The following is a 23,828-nucleotide window of genomic DNA, read 5'->3' as shown; positions in this document are numbered from 1 at the left end:
AATCAATAAACCTTTACAGCCAAAAAACTATGTTATATCCACAAATTGAGAATACCGTTAAATCATTTGATTTTAAGCAGATCTCCGAAGAGCGCAAAGCAGTCCTGCAGCCACTAATCGACTTCATTCAGACAAAAGCGGACGGTAAGCTGGAAACCAGACTAAACCTAATCTGCACGCACAATTCCAGAAGAAGCCATCTCTCGCAGGTTTGGGCGCAGACTGCGGCTGCCTATTACGGCATCGAAAACGTTTCATGCTATTCGGGGGGAACCGAGGCTACTGCCCTTTTCCCAATGGCAGCGGAGATTTTGAAGCATTCAGGATTCAACATCAAAACTCTTTCAGAGGGATCAAACCCCGTTTATTCCATAAAATATTCACCTGACGGACTTCCTGTCATTGGTTTTTCCAAAACCTATGATGATGATTTCAATCCTGAAAGCGGATTTGCCGCAATAATGACCTGTTCGCAGGCTGCCGGTGGATGCCCGTTTATAGCAGGCGCTGAGAAAAGAATCCCGATCACTTTTGAAGATCCAAAAATTTCCGACGGAACGCCTCAGCAGAAAGAAACTTATCTGGAGCGCAGTCTGCAGATTGGAACTGAAATGTTTTACATATTCTCACAAATAAAAAAATAAAATGTCAGCAAATAACTGTGCACCAGCTGTCGGACGCAAAAAGTTAAGCTTCCTTGACCGCTTCTTGACCCTTTGGATTTTCCTTGCTATGGCTATAGGCGTGGCTATAGGATACTTTATTCCTTCCAGCGGAGATTTCATCAATTCTTTCTCCAGCGGAACAACAAACATTCCATTGGCAATAGGACTTATCCTGATGATGTACCCGCCACTGGCAAAAGTAAAATACGAACAGATGGGACAGGTTTTCAAGAACACTAAAGTCTTGGGCGCCTCTTTATTCCTGAACTGGATTGTAGGCCCTGTCTTGATGTTTTTGTTGGCGCTCCTGTTTTTAAGCGGATATCCTGAATACATGATCGGGGTGATCCTGATTGGCCTGGCACGCTGTATCGCAATGGTTGTGGTATGGAACGATCTGGCAGACGGAAACCGCGAATATGCTGCAGGACTAATTGCCCTAAACAGTATTTTTCAGGTACTGCTTTATAGTGTATACGCTTACATTTTTATAACCATTCTACCTCCCTATTTTGGATATGATGGTTTTGAAGTCAATATCATCATTGCACAGATTGCCGAGAGTGTGGGTATCTATCTAGGTATTCCATTTGCTCTGGGAATCATAAGCCGCTATGCTTTGATAGCTTTAAAAGGCTCTGAATGGTTTGAGGATAAGTACGTGCCGTTTATCTCACCGATTACTCTTATTTCACTGCTCTTTACGATCATTGTAATGTTCAGCCTGAAAGGGGAACTTATTGTTCAAATCCCGATGGATGTCGTGCGTATTGCAATACCGCTTGTCATATACTTTACTTTAATGTTTGTCATCAGCTTTTTTACAGGAAAATATTTTGGGGCTGACTATTCAAAGGCTACATCTATTGCGTTTACAGCCACCGGCAATAATTTTGAATTGGCTATTGCCGTGGCAATTGGAGTATTCGGAATAAACAGCGGACAGGCATTTGCAGGTGTTATTGGTCCTTTGGTAGAAGTACCTGCTCTTATAGCACTGGTAAACCTTGCATTTTGGTTTAGAAAAAAGTATTTTACAAAACAACTGCCTGCAGAAACTGCTTAAAAGAAATATGAGAATTGCAATAATATCGGATATACATGCGAACTTCCCCGCATTGGAGCAGACCCTAAAAAGTATTGAAGAGCAGAATATTGATGCCGTTTACTGCTTAGGAGATTTAGTAGGCTACAATTTATGCCCCAATGCCGTGATCAATGAGATCCGTAAAAAGCATATCCCTACCCTTGCAGGAAATCACGATGTCAAAGCTGTCGAGATACATAATGACGGTTCAAATGACATTCAAAGCTACGCATATCAGATTGTGGGCAAAGAGCAGATCAAATATCTTTCTGCTCTTCCTGCCCATATTAAACTTGAATACCAGACGGCCAGCAGACTTATAAAAATTTTGATGGTCCATGGGAGTCCTTACAGCAACAGGGAATATTTGCTTGAGGATAAAAATGAGAAAGATTTTACCGACATCTTTCTTGATTCCAATACGGACATTCTTATCTGCGGACATTCTCATCTGCCGTATCATCGCATATTGGAAAATCCAAATAAAAAAGGCACTTATTTTCACGCCATTAATGCAGGGTCGGTTGGAAAACCTAAAGATAGAAATCCACACTGCTGTTATGCTGTGATAACAATTGAAAAAAGCAGCAATATTTCCAAAAAAGACGGCATTAAAGTAGAATTCATAAGAGTTCCGTATGATATTGAAAAAGCAGCCCGCGCTATTGAAGAGAGTCCTCTTCCGGACGTTTACGCGTTTATGCTTAGAAAAGCATATTAATGTATTGAAATAAAACCCGCTATGGAAAGTTTTAAATTATTTTTAAAGAGCATTGTCCCTCTCAGCGATCAGGAATTTGAAAAGTACAGTCCGTATTTCAAAACAAGGACATTAGCCCGAAACAGTTATTTTGCAGAGATCGGCAAAACCTCACATGAAGCCGCTTTTATAAAAAAAGGGCTCCTCAGGACATATTACATAAATGAAAAATCCGAAGAAGTGACTTCCTGCTTCTGCGCAGAAAATAATCTGACAGCTTCATATAAAAGCTTTATTTCGCAGCTGCCTTCGGAACTTTCCATTCAGGCTGTAGAAGATACCGAACTTATAACAATCAGTTACAATGACCTGCAGATTCTCTATCAGAAGAGTGCTCTCTGGCAGAATATCGGAAGGTCAATTGCCGAGCGGCAGTATATGGTGATGGAGCAGTATGCCAGTGTTTTGTGCAATGAAAGCGCAAAGGAAAAATACATGCGCATGCTTGAGGAACAGCCTGCCGTTATAAACAAAGCTTCAGTAAATGATATTGCAAGCTATCTAGGAATAACACGCAGGACGCTGAGCAGGATCAGAAAAGAAATTACCCAGTAAATTCGAGGACATTTGTCCTTTTTGCTGATTATACTTTCCAATAGTTTTGCTTTTATAATCAATCAAAAATAAAATGGAAACAGCAATTATCATTTCATCCTTCTTTCTTGTCCTATTTGCGGTCTTGGCCTTATATGACGGCTTTTATCTGCATATTTTCAAATACCAGCTTCACGATCGAGAAGAAAGTAAAACCGAGCACATTACCCATACTTTGAGAGCTGTCTTCTTTCCGGCAATCCTTTATTTTCTGTTCTTGAAACAGGATAATCATACTAGTTTTGTAATAGGCTTGACCATTGTCATTCTGGATATAATGGTGCTAGGGTACGACGCTTTTATAGAGAAAGACAGCAGGCAGTTTATGGGAGGGCTTCCGCGCTGGGAATATATTGTCCATTTATTCGTAAATGGGTTTCATTTTGCGTCAATTGCAGTTTACCTCTCCATCAGACTTACTTTTCAAAATGGGGAAATAATGATTTCTAATATCAATCAATCTCCAGGCTTCTTTAATCTGTTAATTGTAAATCTTTTGCCGGGAGCTATCCTAATGGCAATTCTTCATCTTTTCTTATGCATTCCAAAAACGGCCAACTTATGGAATAATTTCAGAAGTAAAATCAATTGTTGTTAATCCATCTTATTGCATAAGCAGAAGATAAAATCTATGAGTTTGGAAATAAATACTATTCACAATCAGTTTTATATCATTTTGGGCAGGTATATTAAGGCTCATATTAATGATACCGACGATGCATCCGATGTTTTGCAGGAAGTTTTTATAAAGATAAACGAGAATTTAGGATCACTAACTGACGAAGGCAAACTAAAAAGCTGGATTTTCACAATCACAAGAAATTCCATTATTGATTATTACCGAAAAGATTCCAATCATAAGAAATCAGAGCTGACCGATTGTATGATGCAAAAGATTATGCATGAAACAGATTTTGATACTTCGGAAAGTCTGGACTGCTGTTTAATAAAATTCATTGAGCGGCTGCCGGAAGACTATCGGGACATTATCATGGATAGCGAAATACATGGAATTAAACAGAAAGACTTAACAGAAAAATACAGCCTTGCCTACCCTTCCATCCGTTCTAGAGTGCAAAGAGGCAGATCCAAATTAAAGGAAATGCTTCTGGATTGCTGCAGTATTGAATTAGACCGCCGTGGAAATATTATGAACGTTACCTCTAAAAAATCATGCAGCGGAGGAAAATGCTGATAACACCGAATCATTTTTGAAAACTTCATATATAGAAAATTCAGGCTGTTAAAAAAAAAAAATCAGCAAAGCCTGCATCATTTTTAGATTAGTGCGTCTTAAGTAATATTAATCATTAAAATTAAAATTATGAAAAACAAAATGTACATTACTCTTGCAGCATTGGTATTGTCTGCTGGAAGTATCTTCGCTTATGCGAACTTATCAAAAACTGATGCAAAGAAAAACTGCACTGAAAAATGTTCTACGCATTGCTGTAGTGACGATTCGGGAACTTGTGCTCCGAAAGATTGCAAAAAGTAATATTTCGCTTTACTGTTTAAAAGACAACTCAAAAAGTTGTCTTTTTTTATGGGCAGGAATCATTCAAAATTTTAATTCAATTATTTTGTATTTTAGCATTTGCTTAAATAAGCAAAAAGTATAAATTTGCATTATGGAAGATATAATTTGTATACGACAGCAAGCAGATATTAAACAAATAATCCGCTGTAAAGACAGAGTATCAGAACTCAATACCTCATTTGACTATTTATCAAGTGGGCTTGAATTGGCTGGCAATAATGTGAGATTAAGAATTCTCTTTTTACTTTATGAAGAAAAACAGCTCTGTGTCTGTGACATAAGTGATATTCTTGAAATGAGTATTTCTGCAATTTCACAGCACTTACGGAAACTAAAAGACAGAAAACTTATTGAAACTAAACGGGAAGCGCAGACCATTTTCTATTCATTGACAAAGGAATATGAAAAAATGCTGAAACCTTTCTTCGAAATTTTAGCACAAAATGAAATTTTAGAAAAAATATGAAAACAGAGAATAAAATGATCGGAGCCGGATTTTTCACAGCATTAGCTGCTTCATTGTGCTGCATTACTCCCATATTAGCATTAGTTGCCGGAACAAGCGGGATTGCTTCTGCTTTTTCATGGCTTGAACCAATGAGGCCTTATTTCATCGGCCTGACTGTTATAATTATTGGTTTATCTTGGTATCAAAAGCTGAAAACTAAAAAGCTGATAGACTGTAACTGCGATAGAGAAGAAAATCCGAAATTCGTTAATTCAAAAATGTTTTTAGGAATAATTACAGTAATTGCAGCCCTCATGCTTTCGTTTCCTTACTACTCAAGCATTTTTTATCCAAATACAGAAAAGAAAGTCTTGGTCGTGAAAAAGACCAGCACTCAAAAAGCTGAGTTTAGAATAAGCGGAATGACTTGTGCCAGCTGTGAAAAACACGTGAATCACGAAGTGAATAAATTGATTGGAATAATAAATTCAAATGTAAATTATACTAATGGTAACGCAATTGTAGAATTTGATAATTCCAAAACTACTATTAATGAAATTGAAAAAGCAATAAATTCAACAGGCTATACAGTAACTAACAAAAAATTAAAATGAAAATCGTTCTACAATCAATAATAACCTGCCCCCTTTGCTCCCACAGTAAAGAAGAAACTATGCCAACTGATGCATGCCAATTTTTTTACGAATGTGAGAACTGCAAACAAACTCTTAAACCAAATCAAGGTGATTGCTGTGTATATTGCAGTTATGGAACTGTGCCATGTCCACCAATTCAGCAAGATAAAAAATGTTGCTAAATTGAATAATTTCTAATGGACAATAGATTATCATATACAAATTTTGATTATAAAATTTTAAGAATAATAATTTAAATTTACTGATGACATTTTTTTTCGCTCTCTTCAACTTAAATCTATAAGTTATTATGACAGAAATCACATCTATTACTGAATTAACGATTTTTAACATTTAACCCTTACGATACATACAAACCGCTTATCAACAAACTTTTAAAATAATTATCTTACAAATTCACTTGAAAAATAAGCTAATTTCTTTAAATCGTTCATAAAATGATTTGTAAATTGTGAACTAAACGTCACTTCTTAAAAAAACGTTAATTCCGAGGAATTAGCGTTTTTTTTATGCTTTTAAATTGTATTTAACCAGACTTTTACCTATAAATATATATGGTTTGAATATTTTAAAAGGTGACTTGACAGAATACAAACCACTTTAATCCTTGTTATATAAGACTAGCACAATAATTTTATATTTATATTAACAAAAAAACAGAAAACTTAGCCGAAAGAAAAACAATTACATGAAATTACTAAGTAAAATATTTATAATTTTGACGCGTGAAAATATGGGTAACAATATTATCGTTCATTGTACTGTTTCTTTCGACAGTACCTTGCTCTGCGTTTGCTAAACACTCTGAGTGTAGAGTGGAAAAAAACTGCAAGGGTGAGTCTCATGACTGCGGTGATGAATGCAATGGAAAATGTTCGCCATTTTATTCCTGTGGAACCTGTATTGGTTTTACAATAAACTTTAATTCTTCAATTATTACCGAAAAATTAGAATTCACAATTGAAGAAGCTTCACAGACACTATCATACTATAAATTTGTCGATTCTTCTTTCATCTGCAAAATCTGGCAGCCTCCTAAAATTTCTTAATAAAATACCGCTTTTACCTGCTTAACTTCAATTAAGCGGGCTTATCACCTTTATTAACATTAAGAAATCACAAATGTTTAAATATATTTTATTGATTGTGGCAATAGCATCTATTGGCACTGTACAGGCACAGAATAAAATCACATTCCATATAAAAAATACATCAACCAATGAACCTGTAAAAGGTGCTTCAGCTAAAATTGAAGAAACCAATGAAGTTTTGTCATCAGATAATAATGGTAACATCATTATCGAAAACCTTAAAAATGGAGACTACACATTATCGATCTCAATAGAGGGTTATGCTCCCAATAAAACACTTTTTAAAGTGCCTGCAGCTGTCAATTTTATAGAAATTGCATTGCAAAGTGAAATGGAAGAAGAAGCCGAAGAAATGAAAGAAATAGTGGTAACTTCTACAAGAGGTACAAGAACAATCAGCAATATTCCAACCAGAGTTGAGTTTATAGCAGGAGAAGAACTTGAAGAAAAAGCAAATATGAAACCGGGGGATATCCGTATGATGCTTAATGAAAGTACCGGAATCCAGACCCAGCAGACTTCAGCTACTTCTGGAAATTCTTCAATCAGAATTCAGGGACTAGACGGACGATATACACAAATCTTAAAAGATGGTTTTCCTGTATACTCAGGTGCATCAAGCGGACTGGGATTGCTGCAGACTCCTCCGTTAGATTTAAAACAGGTTGAGATAATTAAAGGTTCTGCCTCTACCCTTTACGGAGGTGGTGCAATTGCAGGTTTGGTTAATCTTGTATCTAAAACCCCTACCGAAGAAAGAGAATTGCGATTTCTAATTAATGGGACTTCCGCTCTTGGTTTGAATATTAATGGTTTTTATTCCCAGCAGTTTGATAAAATTGGATTGACTGTTTTTGCATCTCATGACCGAAACGCTCCTTATGACCCTGCTGATATACAGCTTACTGCGATTCCAAAATTCGAACGCTTTAATTTTAATCCAAAACTTTTTGTCAATTTTAATGAAAACACTAAACTAAATTTTGGCATTAATACAGTTTTTGAAAATCGTATCGGCGGGAATATTGACTATATAAAAGACGAAAATAAATACCCTGACAGTTATTTCGAAAAAAATAAAACGCAGAGAATAAGCACTCAGTTCACCCTTACTCATAAATTTAATGATCAGGAATCTATTACCATTAAAAACAGTTTTAATAATTTCAGCCGCATTATAACTATTCCTGACTATATTTTTGATGGCCTGCAGAACAGTACTTTCTCAGAAATCAGCTATTCTAAAAATGGAGAAATTGCAGAATGGGTTGCTGGTGGAAATTTATATACTGACAAGTTTACTGAAAACAGCCAGACAGCTTTTCCATTAAGAAACTATAATCAGATCACTTATGGTGCTTTTGTTCAGAATACCGTCAAAGCTAAAGAATGGCTGGATATCGAGACTGGTCTTCGAGGTGATTATGTTGTTGATTACGGATTCTCATTATTACCTAGAATCTCAGCTTTATTTAAAATTAATTCCAAACTTACTTCACGACTTGGTGGCGGTTTAGGCTACAAAACACCAACTATTTTTACCGAAGAAAGCGAGCGTATTCAATATCAAAATGTACTCCCTATTAATAGTGATTTCAATAAACTTGAAAAAAGTTACGGACTTAACTTTGATGTGAATTATAAAACTAAAATTACCGAAGATATTTCATTATCATTGAATCAATTATTCTTTTATACAAATGTTGATAATCCACTGATTTTAACTTCGCTTCCTAATGACCTTTACCAATTTGTAAATATTAATGGATATTTAGATACAAAAGGAACAGAAACAAATGTGAAATTAGGCTATAAAGATTTTAAACTATTTGTTGGGTACACTTTTACTGATGCTTCGATAGACAACAATGGCATAAAATCTCAAAATCCTTTAACTGCTAAACACAGATTAAATAATGTTTTGATGTATGAAGTCGAAGATAAATGGAAAGCTGGTTTAGAAGCTTATTATTACAGTCCTCAAAAGTTAAGTGATGGTACAACTGGAAGGGAATATTGGATTTTCGGCTTCATGGTAGAAAAGCTTTGGGAAAATTTTTCAATTTTTGCCAATTTTGAAAATTTTACTGATACCAGACAGACAAAATTTGGAAGTATCTACACAGGACCAATTTCAAATCCTGTTTTCAAAGATATTTATGCACCGTTAGACGGATTTGTTGTAAATGCAGGTATTAAGATTAAAATATAGTCTTATGAAAAAAAGTATATATAATATAAGAAAAATGGATTGTCCCAGTGAGGAACAATTAATACGAATGAAGCTCGCTGGTTTAGAACAAATCAAACAGCTTGATTTTGACATTGCAAACAGAAGATTAAAGATCTATCATACGGACGACGACACTCTTATAACAAATGCAATTGATACTCTTAATCTGGACAGCACTCTGCTGGCATCAGAACATACATCAGAACATGTAGAGACAAACAGTGACTCACAGCAAAGTAAGTTATTATGGCAGGTTCTCATTGTAAACTTTTCATTCTTTCTAATAGAGATAATTACAGGTTTTATATCCAATTCGATGGGATTGGTTGCCGACAGTTTGGATATGTTCGCCGATAGCATTGTATATGGTTTAGCTCTGTTTGCTGTCGGGAGCACAGCTTCAAGAAAAGGAAGTGTAGCAAAAATAAGTGGTTATTTTCAGATTGGTCTTGCAGTTTTGGGACTTATTGAAGTTTTAAGAAGATTTGTAGACTCAGACCATATTCCTGCATACGGAACTATGATAATAGTTTCATTATTTGCACTTGTAGGTAATTCGTTATGCCTTTACCTGCTTCAAAAATCTAAAAGTAAAGAGGCACATATGGAAGCTAGTATGATTTTTACTTCGAATGATATTGTAATTAATATGGGAGTCATAATTGCTGGTATATTAGTATACTTTACTAATTCAATGGTACCCGATCTTATTATTGGTGTTTGTGTGTTTTTCATAGTCGCTAGAGGAGCATTAAAAATATTACAGTTATGATATTTGGTAATTTAAAAGTATAGAATGTTCTTCAAAATTATTTTTTTTATCGCTGCACCAATAGAGAAACCAAAAAAAATCTGTTTCACACAAATTGTGAGACAGATTTTGATCTTCTTTAACAGCGACGGGCAGTATTTTCCAGCTTAACATTGCTGCATGCATGGAGTATTGGTAATAATCATCGTTCAGGCTTTTGCATTTGTCATAGATTCTTTGGTAGAAGTGCCGGCTCTAATCGCATTACTGATTTAACAGAACAAATTATAAATGCGGATTATCAAACGTAATTATAATATTGTAAATATGAATACTATTATTACTTTTATACACTAATTCTATAGGATATTAGAAGTATGATAGTCAAAATACTTGCGAGTAAAAAAATCTTATTACTTTTTATTAATTTATGTGTATTTCAATTATACGCACAGCAAAAAAATAGCTTATCCCAACAGTTTCTAATGAATATTGAAATCAGACCAAGAGTCGAATATACTTCAAATTATTTTCTTCCTCCCAACGATTCAATTGATCCTTATTTTATTATTACCCAGAGAAACAGAATTTCTATGCAGTATGCTAGAGAAAAATGGCTTATTAAATCCGATTTACAGGAAATTCATCTTTGGGATGAAAACAGCAAAGCTTCCAAAGTTGGAAGCATTAATTTTTATCAATTGTATTTTGAGACTAAGATTAAATCTCTAAATGTACGATTGGGAAGGCAAAGTGTTTTATTAGATAATGGCAGATTATTTTCTGATGCTCCTTGGGCACAGCAAGGGAGAGCCCATGAAGGAATACGGATAATGAAATACTCAAAATATTTCTCTAATGATTTTTTCTTTTTGTTTACCAGAAACTACAGCACTGAATTTGAGTCAGCCTACTCTCCTGTTGCATCAAATAGGTATAAATACCTGTTGGTAAATAGTCTCAATTACAATAACAATCATGGATTTTCATTTAATTCATTGAATGCTGTTGATTTTTTAGAAAACTCAAGTTCAGGGAAATTGTATACTCGTGCAACAGCAGGCGGAAGAATAGAATTTAAAACGAAACAATGGTATTATACTTTAAATTCATATTGGCAGTTTGGACGTAATTCAAAAGGTCAAAAATTATTTGCTTACTATTTTCAACCTGAAGTTAAATTATCTCTATTGAAATCTACTTGGCGTTTAGGTGCAGAAATAATTAGTGGCAGCAGTCCTAATCTATCAGATAATAGTTCGGGAGATTTTGATGTCTTATATGGCGTGACATGGAAGTTCAATGGAAATATGAATGTCTTTACCCGTTTTCCCTCCGACGTTAACGGAAAAGGTTTAGTAAATCCTTATCTATTTACCGTAATTCCCTTAAATAGTAAACTATCTCTTCGTTCTGATTTTCACCTTTTTTATACTCGATACCCGCTTTTAAATAATTTGGGTCAAAAAATGACAAAGTTTCTTGGATATGAAAATGATTTTTCTTTGAAGTACTTACCTGTCAAAGAACTGGAAATTAATTATGCCTTTTCTTTTTATAAATCAACAAACGCAATGCAATATCTGCCAAAAATACAAGATGAAAATAAACTTGCTATTTGGAGCTACTTAATGATTTCATATTCTTTTAACGCGATCAATTTAAAGCATTATAAAAATTAAATAAAATAATATCCTGTATTAAATCTTACACAATTAAAAAATCTAAAGTTTGTTTTATCTGAAAGGTTGAATTATATCATCAACAAATTTTGATATTCATTTTCTTAAATAAATATTTTATTTTTAATCACTATATTTTATCTGGATATGCAAGTATCTACCCAACAAATAATTATTACAGCTAAAAGATAAAAGCATAAAGTTATTTAACGTTTTTCAATACATACCCTAACGATACATGCAAACCGCTTCAAAACAAAAAATCAAAAAATTATCTTACAAATTCACTTGAAAATAAGCCAATTTCTTTAAATCGTTCATAAAATGGTTTGTAAATTGTTCAGTAAGGGTCACAACAAGCCAAATGGCGTCAATTGAAGACAATAGACGCCAATTTTTTTTATAATCTCACTTTATTTTTATTAGTTTAAAGATCCGGGCTACTCAGCAGCCAATTGATATTTGTTTAATTGAAGATTATTATTCTCCATTTTTTACTTTTTTAGAAAGTTATTTATAAATACAAATTTCGGTATGATGCCCCATGTATTGTTTTATTTATTGATTTGTGAGATTTACTGTTTTACTTTTTCCATTTTAAACGCAAGCTGTTACTTACCACACTTATACTGCTGAATGCCATTGCAGCGCCTGCAATCATAGGGTTAAGCAAAAAGCCGTTTATCGGATAGAGAATGCCCGCTGCAATGGGAATACCAATCAGATTATAGACAAATGCCCAAAACAGATTTTGTTTTATGGTAGCTACTGTCTGTTTGGATAATCTTATTGCCTGTGGAATTTTGGTAAGATCCGATGATATAATGGTCATCTTGGCTACATCCATTGCAATATCACTTCCTTTTCCCATTGCTATACTAACATCGGCAGTTGCAAGGGCGGTACTGTCATTGATTCCATCGCCCACCATTGCAACGATTTTTCCTTGTTGCTGGAGTTCTTTTATAAAAGCGGCTTTATGCTGGGGCAGCACCTCTGCCTTATAATGTCTGATACCTGTTTGCTCAGCAATGGCTTTCGCAGTGGCTTCATTATCTCCGGTAAGCATATAAAGGTCAATGCCCATAGCCTGCATTTCCTGGATAGCCTGTGCTGATTTTTCTTTTATATTGTCAGATATTGCAATTACAGCAAGAGCTTGTCTGCTGTTTAAAAACCAAATAACAGTTTTGGACTGGCTGCCCCATTGTTCGGCCTGGATTTGTAATTGGTCATCAATAATGATATTGTTTTCTGCCAATAACTTTTTATTGCCCACATAATAGGTGTCATTGTCATGGCCGGCTTTTGCACCTTTACCGGTTATACTTTCAAAACCGGACAATGCGGGTGTCGGTATGCCGTCAAAATGTTTCACTACGGCTTCTGCCAATGGGTGCTCCGATTGTTTTTCAATGCTCAATAAAACATTGCTGGCTGCATCATCATTGTTCAGCCATTTGAAACCCGTAACCTCTGGCCGCCCCTCAGTAATGGTTCCGGTTTTGTCTAAAACAATAGCGTCAACTTTCTTTGCCAGTTCAAGGCTTTCAGCATCTTTAATCAGGATGCCATTCTCAGCACCTTTACCAACACCTACCATAATAGCGGTTGGTGTTGCTAAACCCAAGGCACAGGGACAGGCGATAACCAATACCGTAACGGCTGCGAGCAATCCATGTACCACTCCGTTATCGCCATCCAAAACAAACCACAACATAAATGTCAGGATGGCAATTCCTATCACAACAGGAACAAATATACCGGCAATCTTATCTACCAATTTCTGTACAGGTGCTTTGCTTCCCTGCGCATCCTGTACGGTTTTGATAATTTGGGCAAGCATCGTTTCTTTTCCTACTTTAACGGCCTTAAATTGAAAGCTCCCTTTTTGGTTAATCGTTCCTGCAAATACTTTTTCACTTCCTTTTTTTAGTACTGGTATCGGCTCGCCGCTAAGCATACTCTCATCAACATAGGAACTCCCTGAGGTTACTATACCATCCACTGCAATTTTTTCGCCCGGCTTTACAAGAATAACGTCACCTGTAGCTACCTCTTCAATAGCAGTCTGTTTTTGGGTTCCGTCCGGTAGTATCACGATGACGGTTTTGGACTGTAGGCCCATCAGCTTTTTAATTGCTGAAGAGGTATTCCCTTTGGCTTTTTCTTCCAGTAATTTTCCCAGCAGAATGAATGCAATAATAACAGACGCCGCTTCAAAATAAACATGGGCGTGTAATCCGCGCCTGTGCCAAAATTCAGGCAGCAACATATTGAATACACTGAACAGATATGCAATGCCTGTACTGAGTGCCACCAGTGTATCCATATTGGCTGAACGGTGTATAGCTTGTTTCCATGCATTGATGAAAAAATCTTTGCCTAACCATAAGACAACAGGTGTAGAAAACAGCCACATTATAGGGTCTGCGTAGGGCATATTCATAAAGAACATCCCAATAACAACCACAGGAAAAGACAAGATAGTTGCCCAAATGGTTTTGATTTTTAGATTCTGGAATTTTTGAGCATGGATTACTTCTAAAGTTTCCTGTTGTTTGGTTTCATCCTCAATCAATAAATCGTAACCGATAGATTGTACCGCTTTTTGCAGTTTGGCCGCATCGGTCATATTGGGCAGGTATTCAACGGTAAGATTACCCGTTGCAAAATTTACAGCAGCGCTTACCACTCCTGGCTCGTATGTAACAATGCTCTCAGCACTGCCCGCGCAAGAGGCGCACGTCATGCCCAATACTGGAAACGTGTTTTTTACGGTCGAAACGCCATACCCCAAGTCCTTGATTGCTTTGATCGCTTCCGCTACCGCTTGTGTGTTGTCAACCGTGATAACAGCCCTGCGGTTGTTCAGCTCTACCTGGTGTGTTTCTATGCTTTTCAATCTTGCCAGTCCCTTTTCAACGATGAGTGCACAATGTTCGCTTTCTACATCTTCCAAGGGAAGATAAATGACTTGCTTCTTTTTATCTGTTGCCATTTTTTTTTGCTTTAATTAACAATACAAAATTGGGATAATATGGGTGGGAAGCGTTGTGGAATTATGAAATGGATTTGTAAGATTTACTTAGACCTTATCCGATGGTTTTCTTTTATCCTCCCGTCTTTGCTTGAAATAGCTCGGAGTAAGCCCGGTTACCTTTTTGAACTGGTTGCTTAGATAAGCAACACTGGAGTAATTAAGGTGAAATGCAATTTCACTGAGGGACAATTCGTCATAAACCAATAGTTCTTTTATCTTTTCTATTTTTTGGGCGATGAAGTACTTTTCAATGGTGGTGTCTTGCGCTTCGGAAAACAGGTTGGACAAATAATTGTAATCATGTTGAAGTTTGTCGCTTAATACATCGGAAAGATTGGTTTTTACACCATTTTTTTGATGATGTACTAAATCAATAATTATATTTTTATTCTTTCTACAGTTCTGTTTCTCTTATCGTCAATGATTTCAAATCCTAATGTAAGCAGCGTTTTTTCCAATTTAAATAATTCTTGAGTCGTAGGTTCGCTGCTAAGTGTAATCTCCCCCAGCTTTATGCTCTTTAGGTTTAAGCCTAACTTTCCCAATTCATTCTGCACCACCATAATACAGCGGTCACAAACCATATTTTTTATAATAAGCAACATCACTTTGCTTCACATCTAAAGAAAATATTAATTTGAAACTCTAAAATAAATTTATAACCGTTTATTCTTCAAATTTCCAATTGGTAAGTAATAAAGTAAACCGATTCCTATCAGAAATAATATCAATGAAGCTATAAATGCAGGAATAAGGATTTCTTTATTATTATCCAAAGCATTGTTCAAGGCGGCATATAATAACCAAATTTGAATAGTCACATTTAGTATTAATATAAAAATAATAGTAGAAAGTATCGCGTTTAATTTATTTGGATTGGCTTGATTCTGACTAGTTCTAAAAGTACTCATGGTTTTTTATTTTAGGGATTTATCCTGGTTTCTCTTCCAGATTCTCTGATGCTCTTACATAAATGGCATTCTCTTTAAAAAGCACTTCCAATTTAGGCAAAGCTCTGGGCGGGGGGCCAGCGATAACATCTCCGGTTTGAGCGTCAAAAGAACCTTCGTGACAAGGACAATGAATAACTCCCGTGCCAGGCTTATAAAAAACAGAGCAGGAAAGATGGGTGCATTTTTGTTCATACGCTTTGAATTCTCCCGTCTCCAGATGAATCAATATATAAGGGATTGTACTTCCTTCGATAACAAAAGCACGTGTACCCCCTACAGGCACCTCTTCTTTTTTACATACAAAGTGCTCTCCATCCAGCTCATCTTTTGGAAATAGGTGCGCTTTGGCTGCCACCAGACCACTCCCAACCATTAACCCGCCTGATACTAGTGTAAGGAATTTAGCAAAATCGCGACGGCTCACATTGGTTGCCTGTTGTTTTTCGATTGGAAAATCTTTTTTCCAGTTTTTATTTAAATTATCTTCTTTAGACATGAATTCTAATAAATTATTAATTGATTACTGCCTTTTGGCATCATAATATTAACTTTTGTATTCACTACCTCTTCTCCAAAAAGGAAAGTATTTACTGGCGAACTATTTGGACGCATTTCCTGTATTTCCTCTCTGGTGCCGTAAAACAAAGCCCCACTTGGACAAACCGTAGCACACATAGGTTTTTTGCCCACGCTTGTTCTGTCGTAGCACATCGTACATTTCATCATCAAATCGTAGGACTCTTCTTTTTTAGGCACGCCAAATGGACAGGCCATCACACAATTCGAACAACCAATACATCTTTCCGTATTGGCAGTATGAACAATTCCGAATTCGTCTTTTGAAATAGCATCAGCAGGACATACATTTGCACAAACAGGATCGTCACAATGCATACACACCTGTACAGTAGTTTGCACAGTTGATGCCCTATCGACATAATTTACGTGAATTAAAGATTCCTGACCATTGGTTTCGCATTCAGCACAAGCCATTTCGCAGGCTTTACAGCCAATGCAACGTTGCATATCTACAAAAAACTCTTCATTTTTATTAAAATTGGTATAATTCATTTTTTGTTTTTTAGTTGTTAAACACTAGCGTAAGCCATAGATTCGCTCGAAGGTGGTGCTATTTCACGCAAAGGTTCCAGATGACAGGCACAAACTTTGAATTCCGGAATTTTAGAAATAGGATCTAATGTTCCGGGAGTTAATTGGTTTGCTGATTTTTTTCCAGACCAGTGGTACGGTATAAAAACCGTGTCTTCGCGAATCGTTTCTACAATGTTTGCAGGAAAAATGCCTTCACCACGCCGGGTAGTAACTTTTATTAATTCCCTTTGTTTGATGCCGTATTGTTGGGCTAAATTTGGATGAATTTCCAATAAAGGCTCCGGATACTGATCAACCAATTTTCCAATTCTTCGTGTTTGTGTACCACTCAAATATTGAGAAACCACACGTCCTGTCGTCAAAATTATTGGATAATCGGCATCTGGCACCTCACCTGGAACTTTGTACGGTGCCGGATTAAAATGAGCCCTTTCATCTGAGGTTTTAAATTTTTTATCTTCCCATAAACGCGGTGTTCCCGGATGTCCTATTTCAGGACAAGGCCAAAAAACACCCATTTCGTCTTCAATTCTTTGGTAGGTAATTCCATAATAATCAGCAGTTCCTCCTTTTGAGGCTACCCGCAATTCGTTAAAAACGGCTTCGCTGCTATCATACGTAAATTTATCCTCCACCCCTAAGCGTTTGGCTAATTCCAAAATAATCGAAGTATCGGTTCTGGCATCTCCCGGAGGAGTAACTGCCTGACGGATTCGGATAACACGCCCTTCGGCTGAAGTGGTTGTACCTTCTTCTTCCTCCTGTAATGATCCTGCCAAAACAATATCGGCATGACGGGCCGTTTCGTTTAAGAAAAAGTCAATACAAACATAAAATTCTAACTTTTCTAAAGCCTCCCGAACATAATTGCTGTTAGGCAGGGAAACTAGCGGATTAAAACAAATCGATAATAGCCCTTTAATCTCCCCACGATGAATGGCTTCGATTATTTCATAAGCCGACAACCCTTTTCCGGGCATATCTTTCTCATTAATACCCCAAACTTCTGAAATATATTTACGATGTTCCGGATTTTCAATATCCCTATTTCCTGGCAGCTGATCGCATTTATGACCGTGCTCTCTACCGCCTTGCCCATTTCCCTGTCCGGTAATAGTGGCATAACCGCAATATGGCTTACCAATTCTTCCTGTTGCGAGTACCAAATTAATGCATCCCAACACATTATCTACGCCTTTAGAATGATGCTCAATACCACGGGCATGAAGTAAAAAGCTTGTTTTGGCTCTGCCCCATAATTCGGCTGCCTGTTGAATTTTTTCTTTTTTAATCCCTGTAACTTGCTCTGCCCATTCCAGGGTATAATCTTTTACGGAATCTATAGTCTGCTGAAAACCTGAGGTATGGTTGGCAATAAAATCGTGATCCAGCATGTCATGATCCACCAAATATTTCAGCATTGCACCATACAAAGCCGAATCTGTTCCCGGGCGGACATCCAAATGAAGATCGGCTGTTCTGGCTAATGGAATCATTCTTGGGTCAATAACTATCAATTTTGCACCACGGTCTCTGGCTTTCCAAATCCAGTGGGTTAATGTTGGGAAAGTTTCACTAACATTAGCACCAGCCACAATAATTACTTCCGCATATTCCAGATCCGAATAGTTATTAGAGCCCCGGTCCAGACCAAATGCTTTTTTATTTCCTGCTCCTGCACTTACCATACACAAGCGTCCATTATAATCTAAATTTTTTGTTTTTAGAGCGACACGGGCGAACTTACCCATCAAATAACTTTTTTCATTGGTTAGCGAAACACCCGAAAGGACTGAGAAGGCATCGTTTCCATATTGCGCCTGAATCCTTTTAATTTCAGAAACTGTTTTACCCATCGCATCATCCCAGGACGTTGGTACAAATCCTTGCCCTTCTACTCTTTTTAGCGGGGACAAGAGACGGTCCGGATGATTGTTCTGTAAATAGCGCTGGACCCCTTTAGGGCACAATCGCCCTTCGTTGAACGGAAATTCCATCCAGGGTTCAAAACCTACTACTTTGTTGTCTTTAACCGACAATTGAATACCACACTGCATTCCACAAAAACAACAATGTGTTTTTACCAATTCATCTGGCTCATCCCTGCCCTCATAACCATCTTTCGGTGTGTAGTTTTTATGAGGTCCAAATTGCGTGATAATGTTTTGTTCCGAAACAGGTAATTTTGCCATGTTTTATATTTTTTAACCGATGCGATAAAAAAATCACCAGTGTTGTTTTTAATTTTCAATTCAACTAAAAAAAATTAGCCAAATAAATTTCCGCCTTCCAGTCGTGCTTTTAAGTGGGCTTGTGCCAAACGGGATCTTTTACCTTCAGGGCTTAAATCTAAATGCGATGTTCCATCCGGTCTGTCAAAATTGAAACCTAATTCCTTAGTTACTGTTTTAAGATCTTTTATATGCAAATTGGTAGCGAATTCCTCTCCGGTGTGCTCACAAACTGCCATTCCCATTTTCATCCCCTGCTTTTTATATATATGTGCCCCAATTTGTGCCGGACGCTGAATGATATGAAAAAACTTTCCAAACGGAATCCAGATTAAAAACATAATTACCGTTACTGCATGCAGAACAGCTAGGAAATCAAATGCAAAACCTTTCATAAACTGATAGGAATAGGTTAGCCCCAATCCTGTAGCGGAAATAGCAATTAATAAAATTAGGGGTAATAAATCGCCTTCAAAAGTTTGAGTAGCAATTAAACCAGGATTGGTCAAACGTCTTCTTAAGTAGTATAACGAACCGAAAATAACCAAGTAAGAAGACCAGTTCAGGGCATGAAAAGTCAGGAAGGCCATAATGGAACCCAATTTAAATTCCATGACCTTGAAACCGAAAAAGTGTGCTTCATAGACCGATATTGAATCGGGGGCCATAGTAAAATGAATCCATCCAAAAGTCAGTGGAATCGTAATTAAAAAAGCGGATGTACAGCCAATAGCTATTAAAAAATGCGCCATCCATCGGTATTTTCCCCTGGGATAAATAAATTTTTGAAATGCAATATTTTCGATGGTTTCTTTTGAAGCAAACCAAAAGTGTGAAAACACTTTTCCCGTAAATAAGTAACTAACTCCTCTTTTGAAATAAATCCACGTTGGCGGCCTTTGCAGCCAAACAGAATAACGGTATACAATACCAAAAAAAGCAAATACTGTCCCAAATAAATACGTAATTAATGCCGCATCAAAATTTTGCAGTTTTCTGGATCCATAAAATACTAATATGATCATTAGCACGGACATGGAAGCGGCAATTAGTAAAGCCTTTATATTGTAGTTTCTATTTTTCATTTTAAATTATCATTACTTCAAGTCACTTTTAAACCCTAATTATTAAAGAATAACTGTTAATTTACAAATTACAATCCGAACCAAATACATGAAATAGCTTTCATTTTCTGACTATTTATAAAAACAGCTTTTAAAAATGTTGTACTACTAAAGAAGGTTAATTTACAAAAAAAAAGCAAGAGGCTAATCGATTGCAAGATCAATTGATTAATTTCGTTCTAATTTATAATAAAAATTAATAATATTTTATATTCATTGGCTATTCTGAAACATCTTTTCTATCCATATCCTGAGCAAATTCAGGTAGTTTTTCTTTAGTCACTTTTACAATTACACGGTGCATCCAAATCAAACAAATAATGGATAAGACAAAGATAAAGAGCCATGAACTGGTCCAAAAACCAGTAAAAGCAAGCAGGTATCCAAAAACTATCGGACCAATAAATCCTCCCAAACCACCAATCATTCCAACCATTCCTCCTATAACCCCTACCTGATTTGGAAAATATTCAGGAATGTGTTTGTAAACTGCTGCCGAACCAATTCCCCAACAAGTCCCAATTAAAATAACCAAGACAAGATAAACCCACATATTCGCTTCAAAATGAATTTGCGTGATTCCGTCTGCAATTAATTCTTTTTTCTGAACTTTTTGATTTTCTGCTACAACAACTTCCTGCCATGTTTTTTTAGATGGAAAAAACGGATTGTGCTCTGCATTAACATCTTTTGAAGTAACTAAATATTCTTTTTCTCCAATAACTATTTTAGATGGTGAAACTTGTGTAACCGTTCCTGCTTTTGCTGCCATCAAGCCGCTACCGGAAGTAGTAATATTCATTTTTGGAAACAAAAGTAAAAAACTCAACACTACCGAAGTACTCAATACCCAATACATCACTTTTCTTGCTCCAAATTTATCGGATAAAAATCCTCCAAAAGCACGAATAATACCAGCTGGTAAACTAAAACAAGTAGTAAACAGCCCTCCTAAAATTAAAGTTGTATGATAAACATTCATAAAATTAGGCAACAACCATTGGGAAAATGACACAAACGAACCAAACAGCAAAAAGTAATAGGTTCCAAAGCGCCAAACACGCACCTCTTTAAGCGGTTGTAAAAGTTCTTTAACTGTTTTTGCTTTTGCTTCTATTTTTTTAGTTTTCGAAAAAAGAATAAAAACAATACCCATCGTCAACAATACTACACCGTAAATAACAGGCAAATATTTCCACCCATTTACTGGATCTGACTCTGAAAAGTATTTTAGCATACTGGGTGCTATAAAGGGAGTAATAGAAGCTCCTGCAGTACCCATTCCGAAAATTCCTAAGGCACGTCCTTGCCATTCTTTAGGATACCATAGTGAAGTATAGGCCACACCAACAGCAAAACTTGTTCCTACCATTCCGAACATAAAACTCAATAGTGCGAACATCCAAAAATTGGCAGCAAAAGGAAGCAAAAACAATGGAATAGATGCCAAAATCAGCAAAGCAGAATACACCACTCGACCTCCATATTTATCTGTTAAAATACCCATTGGTAACCGCATGAGCGAGCCTGTAAGTATTGGAATTCCCAATAACCATCCGATTTGAACTACATTCCAATCAAATATTTCCTGGTCAACTAAAAAAGTGACTAAAACACCATTTAAAGTCCAACAAGCAAAACAGACTGCAAAAGCAAGTGTGTTTAAAAATAATATTCTGTGTGATTGTGATAAATTGCTCATACTTACTTTAATTAATTCTTAAACAAAGATAAAATAGTCCGTAATCCTAAAACATGATATAAATCATTTATTGTTTTCAAGTCAAAATAACCAGAAAATAAAGATGAAATTAATAAAAATAAGCTATAAAACCCAGTATTTCACAAAATGAAAAAAACAAATACTAATCCAATCAGCCCATTGGGGTTATGCAAAACTTTCTAGAATATAGCATTTTAGACAGCTTTCAAGTGAATTAAAAATTATTTTTTATGCGAAAAAATCTGAGGATTTACATTAATCATTACCCACGCCCAATTGTTAACGTGATCAACGTGGCCATCTTTCAATCTTTGCATGGTATCGGTAGCAAACATTTGGGAATAACCTCCCGTTACATTCACAAATTTATGCGCTGAATAGCCAAATGTAAAATCGATTTCCGTACCAAGATAGTTCTTCATTTCATTTCCATTAGCATCCAAAACGGTATTCGCAGTATTAAAAGCATGGGGAAATAACGCAAATTGCCATTTGTTGACATTGTATGCAAATTTCAAAAAAGCATCCTTTAAACCAACCGAATTTTTATGATTTCCCACATAGAAATAATCCATATATCCATTAAAGGCATGATTGGTTCCAAAAACAGGATGAAAGGATTTTATTGCTGAACTAGTATTTTCCTGGCTCTTTCCGGAAAGATATTCGTATCCAAAACCAGCTTTAAACTTATCGGTCAGGTCATAATTAAAATTAAGAGCTACGTCAAAAGCATTTACTGTATTAGTTGCATTTTTTCCTGTTTGCCCATAAAACCATAAGTCTACATCCCAGGATTTCCCTTTGGTTTTCCAATACGTTCCAAAAGTCTGCATGTAATCTACTTTCAATTCGGGTGTTGGTGTTGGAACTGGATCTGTTAATTTATTTTCATAACCTGTATTTAAAAACAAGAAACTCATATTTATTTTCAATAACTCAGTATGGTACCAAGCATATTGCATCGATTTGTAATTTAGCACGGTATAAGGTGTTGTAAGTTCGGTTTCAGCATTTGCATTATATGCAATCGCTACATCCAGATGATTTTTGTTACTTTTAAAAGTTGCTATCGCAGCATCGTGACTTTGCGCTTGTTGTGCCCAATCGACTTCACCAAAAATGCGTTGATTGTCATACGAAATCACCTGACGGCCTAAACGCGCACTCCATTTTTCACTAAAGTTATATTGCACCCAGGCTTCATATAACTGAATCCCGTTTACATCTGATTTGGTATTTGTGGGCACATCTCCCCAAACACGAACATTTTGCATAGTAAGTCTGGTAATAAATTGATCTTGCCTGAAGTTCAGATTCAAACGAGTTCTGGATGAAACAAATTGAGCTGCCGTTTCTCCATAAGGAATTGGGGCTTTATAACCATTTCTAAACTCATAACGAGGTCTGATCTGTAAATTTGCATCCAGTTCCTGAGCAAAAGCAATACAGCTGAACACTGGTAAAAGTGTTATAACAATAATTTTCAAGATTTTCATTTTGTAAGTTTTAAGAAAGAAGTTTACTCTATCTTTTCAGCTTCTTCAGTAATTTTTTTAATCGTTGCTTCAGAATTTACACCCAAACCTTCTTGCTGAAATGTTAATTCCCCTTCGGCATTAAAAACACTTATTATGTTAGAATGCGAAAAATCTAAAGGAGCAATTTTCTTGTAGTTGACTGCCAAAACCGCTGCAAACTCTCGGGTATTTTCTTCTGTGGATCTCAAAAATTCCCATTGTTCCCCATCCATTTTATTAGCAATAGCAAATTCTTTTAATCGTGCCGGAGTATCAACTTCCGGATCTATGCTTACCAATAGGAACTTTACATCGGGTTTGATGTTCTCAGACAAACGAGATTCTATATTTCGCATATCGGCCACTATTCTGGGACAAGCTGCCTTGCAGGAAGTATAAATCATTACCATAACGAGCACTTTGCCTTTTAAATCCTTCATTTCAAGATTTTGCCCATTTTGATTGGTCCATTTTGAAGGCAGATTGTATATGGATAAATCTGAAATCGGTTTATCTTCGGATTTTTTATTAGTATTACATCCCTGTAAAACTAAAAGGACTAATGTTAATCCCAGGAACAGTTTTTTCATTTTTTTATATAAATAGTTTAGAAC

Annotated in this window: 23 protein-coding genes and 1 pseudogene; 14 read left to right on the top strand and 10 right to left on the bottom strand. The window is 36.1% G+C overall.

Annotated features, from left to right (window positions below):
* The first annotated feature begins 29 nt into the window (after positions 1-29).
* The 14 genes from GSY47_RS12290 (at position 30) to GSY47_RS12230 (ending at position 11,507) form a co-directional block, all read left to right on the top strand.
* On the top strand, positions 30-644 hold the full coding sequence (locus GSY47_RS12290) for an arsenate-mycothiol transferase ArsC (RefSeq protein ID WP_219071072.1): 615 nt from the start codon (positions 30-32) through the stop codon (positions 642-644).
* A gap of 1 nt (position 645) precedes the next feature.
* On the top strand, positions 646-1,731 hold the full coding sequence (gene arsB, locus GSY47_RS12285; RefSeq protein ID WP_129053268.1) for an ACR3 family arsenite efflux transporter: 1,086 nt from the start codon (positions 646-648) through the stop codon (positions 1,729-1,731).
* Between the two features lie 7 nt (positions 1,732-1,738).
* Positions 1,739-2,473 carry a metallophosphoesterase family protein gene (locus tag GSY47_RS12280; RefSeq protein WP_179006615.1) on the top strand — a complete coding sequence of 245 codons (735 nt, stop codon included), beginning with the start codon at positions 1,739-1,741 and terminating at the stop codon, positions 2,471-2,473.
* Between the two features lie 21 nt (positions 2,474-2,494).
* On the top strand, positions 2,495-3,067 hold the full coding sequence (locus GSY47_RS12275) for a Crp/Fnr family transcriptional regulator (protein WP_179006613.1): 573 nt from the start codon (positions 2,495-2,497) through the stop codon (positions 3,065-3,067).
* A 73-nt stretch (positions 3,068-3,140) separates the two neighbouring features.
* Complete coding sequence (locus GSY47_RS12270; RefSeq protein WP_179006611.1) at positions 3,141-3,704, top strand: hypothetical protein; 564 nt, start codon at positions 3,141-3,143, stop codon at positions 3,702-3,704.
* Between the two features lie 33 nt (positions 3,705-3,737).
* Positions 3,738-4,301 (top strand): RNA polymerase sigma factor SigZ, encoded by a 564-nt coding sequence (sigZ, locus tag GSY47_RS12265; RefSeq protein WP_179006610.1) that lies wholly within the window; start codon positions 3,738-3,740, stop codon positions 4,299-4,301.
* Between the two features lie 129 nt (positions 4,302-4,430).
* Complete coding sequence (locus tag GSY47_RS12260) at positions 4,431-4,604, top strand: hypothetical protein (protein WP_157498527.1); 174 nt, start codon at positions 4,431-4,433, stop codon at positions 4,602-4,604.
* Positions 4,605-4,737: 133 nt separating this feature from the next.
* Positions 4,738-5,112 (top strand): ArsR/SmtB family transcription factor, encoded by a 375-nt coding sequence (locus GSY47_RS12255; RefSeq protein ID WP_008463711.1) that lies wholly within the window; start codon positions 4,738-4,740, stop codon positions 5,110-5,112.
* Entirely contained in the window at positions 5,109-5,708 is a 600-nt protein-coding gene (merTP, locus tag GSY47_RS12250) for a mercuric transport protein MerTP (RefSeq protein WP_072953533.1), read from the top strand. Before GSY47_RS12255 ends, merTP begins: the two co-directional genes overlap by 4 nt.
* A complete protein-coding gene (locus GSY47_RS26195) occupies positions 5,705-5,911 on the top strand; it encodes a GDCCVxC domain-containing (seleno)protein (protein ID WP_012025078.1) in 207 nt (68 codons plus the stop codon). The genes merTP and GSY47_RS26195 overlap by 4 nt, the downstream gene beginning before the upstream one ends.
* 564 nt (positions 5,912-6,475) lie before the next feature.
* A complete protein-coding gene (locus GSY47_RS12245) occupies positions 6,476-6,799 on the top strand; it encodes a DUF6660 family protein (RefSeq protein ID WP_012025079.1) in 324 nt (107 codons plus the stop codon).
* 73 nt (positions 6,800-6,872) lie between these two features.
* Positions 6,873-9,053, top strand: coding sequence for a TonB-dependent receptor (locus GSY47_RS12240; RefSeq protein WP_008463705.1), 2,181 nt, complete (start codon positions 6,873-6,875; stop codon positions 9,051-9,053).
* 4 nt (positions 9,054-9,057) lie between these two features.
* Positions 9,058-9,846: a cation transporter gene (locus GSY47_RS12235; RefSeq protein ID WP_035691042.1), complete on the top strand. Its 789-nt coding sequence runs from the start codon at positions 9,058-9,060 to the stop codon at positions 9,844-9,846.
* 464 nt (positions 9,847-10,310) lie between these two features.
* Positions 10,311-11,507: an alginate export family protein gene (locus GSY47_RS12230; RefSeq protein WP_073414691.1), complete on the top strand. Its 1,197-nt coding sequence runs from the start codon at positions 10,311-10,313 to the stop codon at positions 11,505-11,507.
* A gap of 583 nt (positions 11,508-12,090) precedes the next feature.
* Here the strand turns inward: GSY47_RS12230 and GSY47_RS12225 are convergent.
* From GSY47_RS12225 to GSY47_RS12180, 10 genes and pseudogenes are all read right to left on the bottom strand, one after another.
* The gene (locus GSY47_RS12225) at positions 12,091-14,508 is read right to left on the bottom strand and encodes a heavy metal translocating P-type ATPase (RefSeq protein ID WP_179006608.1); all 2,418 of its coding nucleotides are present in this window, start codon (positions 14,506-14,508) and stop codon (positions 12,091-12,093) included.
* 87 nt (positions 14,509-14,595) lie between these two features.
* Positions 14,596-15,155: pseudogene (locus tag GSY47_RS12220) on the bottom strand (helix-turn-helix domain-containing protein).
* 51 nt (positions 15,156-15,206) lie between these two features.
* On the bottom strand, positions 15,207-15,461 hold the full coding sequence (locus tag GSY47_RS12215; RefSeq protein WP_082577852.1) for a DUF6755 family protein: 255 nt from the start codon (positions 15,459-15,461) through the stop codon (positions 15,207-15,209).
* A 19-nt stretch (positions 15,462-15,480) separates the two neighbouring features.
* Positions 15,481-15,999 carry a Rieske (2Fe-2S) protein gene (locus GSY47_RS12210; RefSeq protein WP_160372953.1) on the bottom strand — a complete coding sequence of 173 codons (519 nt, stop codon included), beginning with the start codon at positions 15,997-15,999 and terminating at the stop codon, positions 15,481-15,483.
* Positions 16,000-16,004: 5 nt separating this feature from the next.
* Positions 16,005-16,574 carry a 4Fe-4S dicluster domain-containing protein gene (locus GSY47_RS12205; RefSeq protein ID WP_056205550.1) on the bottom strand — a complete coding sequence of 190 codons (570 nt, stop codon included), beginning with the start codon at positions 16,572-16,574 and terminating at the stop codon, positions 16,005-16,007.
* Positions 16,575-16,591: 17 nt separating this feature from the next.
* Entirely contained in the window at positions 16,592-18,808 is a 2,217-nt protein-coding gene (locus GSY47_RS12200; protein WP_160372954.1) for a molybdopterin oxidoreductase family protein, read from the bottom strand.
* Between the two features lie 74 nt (positions 18,809-18,882).
* The gene (locus tag GSY47_RS12195) at positions 18,883-19,932 is read right to left on the bottom strand and encodes an MFS transporter (RefSeq protein WP_110306882.1); all 1,050 of its coding nucleotides are present in this window, start codon (positions 19,930-19,932) and stop codon (positions 18,883-18,885) included.
* Between the two features lie 259 nt (positions 19,933-20,191).
* Complete coding sequence (locus tag GSY47_RS12190) at positions 20,192-21,673, bottom strand: MFS transporter (protein ID WP_110306883.1); 1,482 nt, start codon at positions 21,671-21,673, stop codon at positions 20,192-20,194.
* 242 nt (positions 21,674-21,915) lie between these two features.
* Positions 21,916-23,193 (bottom strand): alginate export family protein, encoded by a 1,278-nt coding sequence (locus GSY47_RS12185; protein WP_160372956.1) that lies wholly within the window; start codon positions 23,191-23,193, stop codon positions 21,916-21,918.
* 23 nt (positions 23,194-23,216) lie between these two features.
* Positions 23,217-23,804 (bottom strand): SCO family protein, encoded by a 588-nt coding sequence (locus tag GSY47_RS12180; protein WP_131423916.1) that lies wholly within the window; start codon positions 23,802-23,804, stop codon positions 23,217-23,219.
* Between the last annotated feature and the right edge of the window lie 24 nt (positions 23,805-23,828).

The sequence above is a fragment of the Flavobacterium quisquiliarum genome, assembly GCF_019308285.1.
GTDB classification, from domain to species: domain Bacteria; phylum Bacteroidota; class Bacteroidia; order Flavobacteriales; family Flavobacteriaceae; genus Flavobacterium; species Flavobacterium quisquiliarum.
The sequence above is the reverse complement of the archived record's forward strand: the minus strand, read 5'-3'. Positions and strand labels throughout refer to the sequence as shown.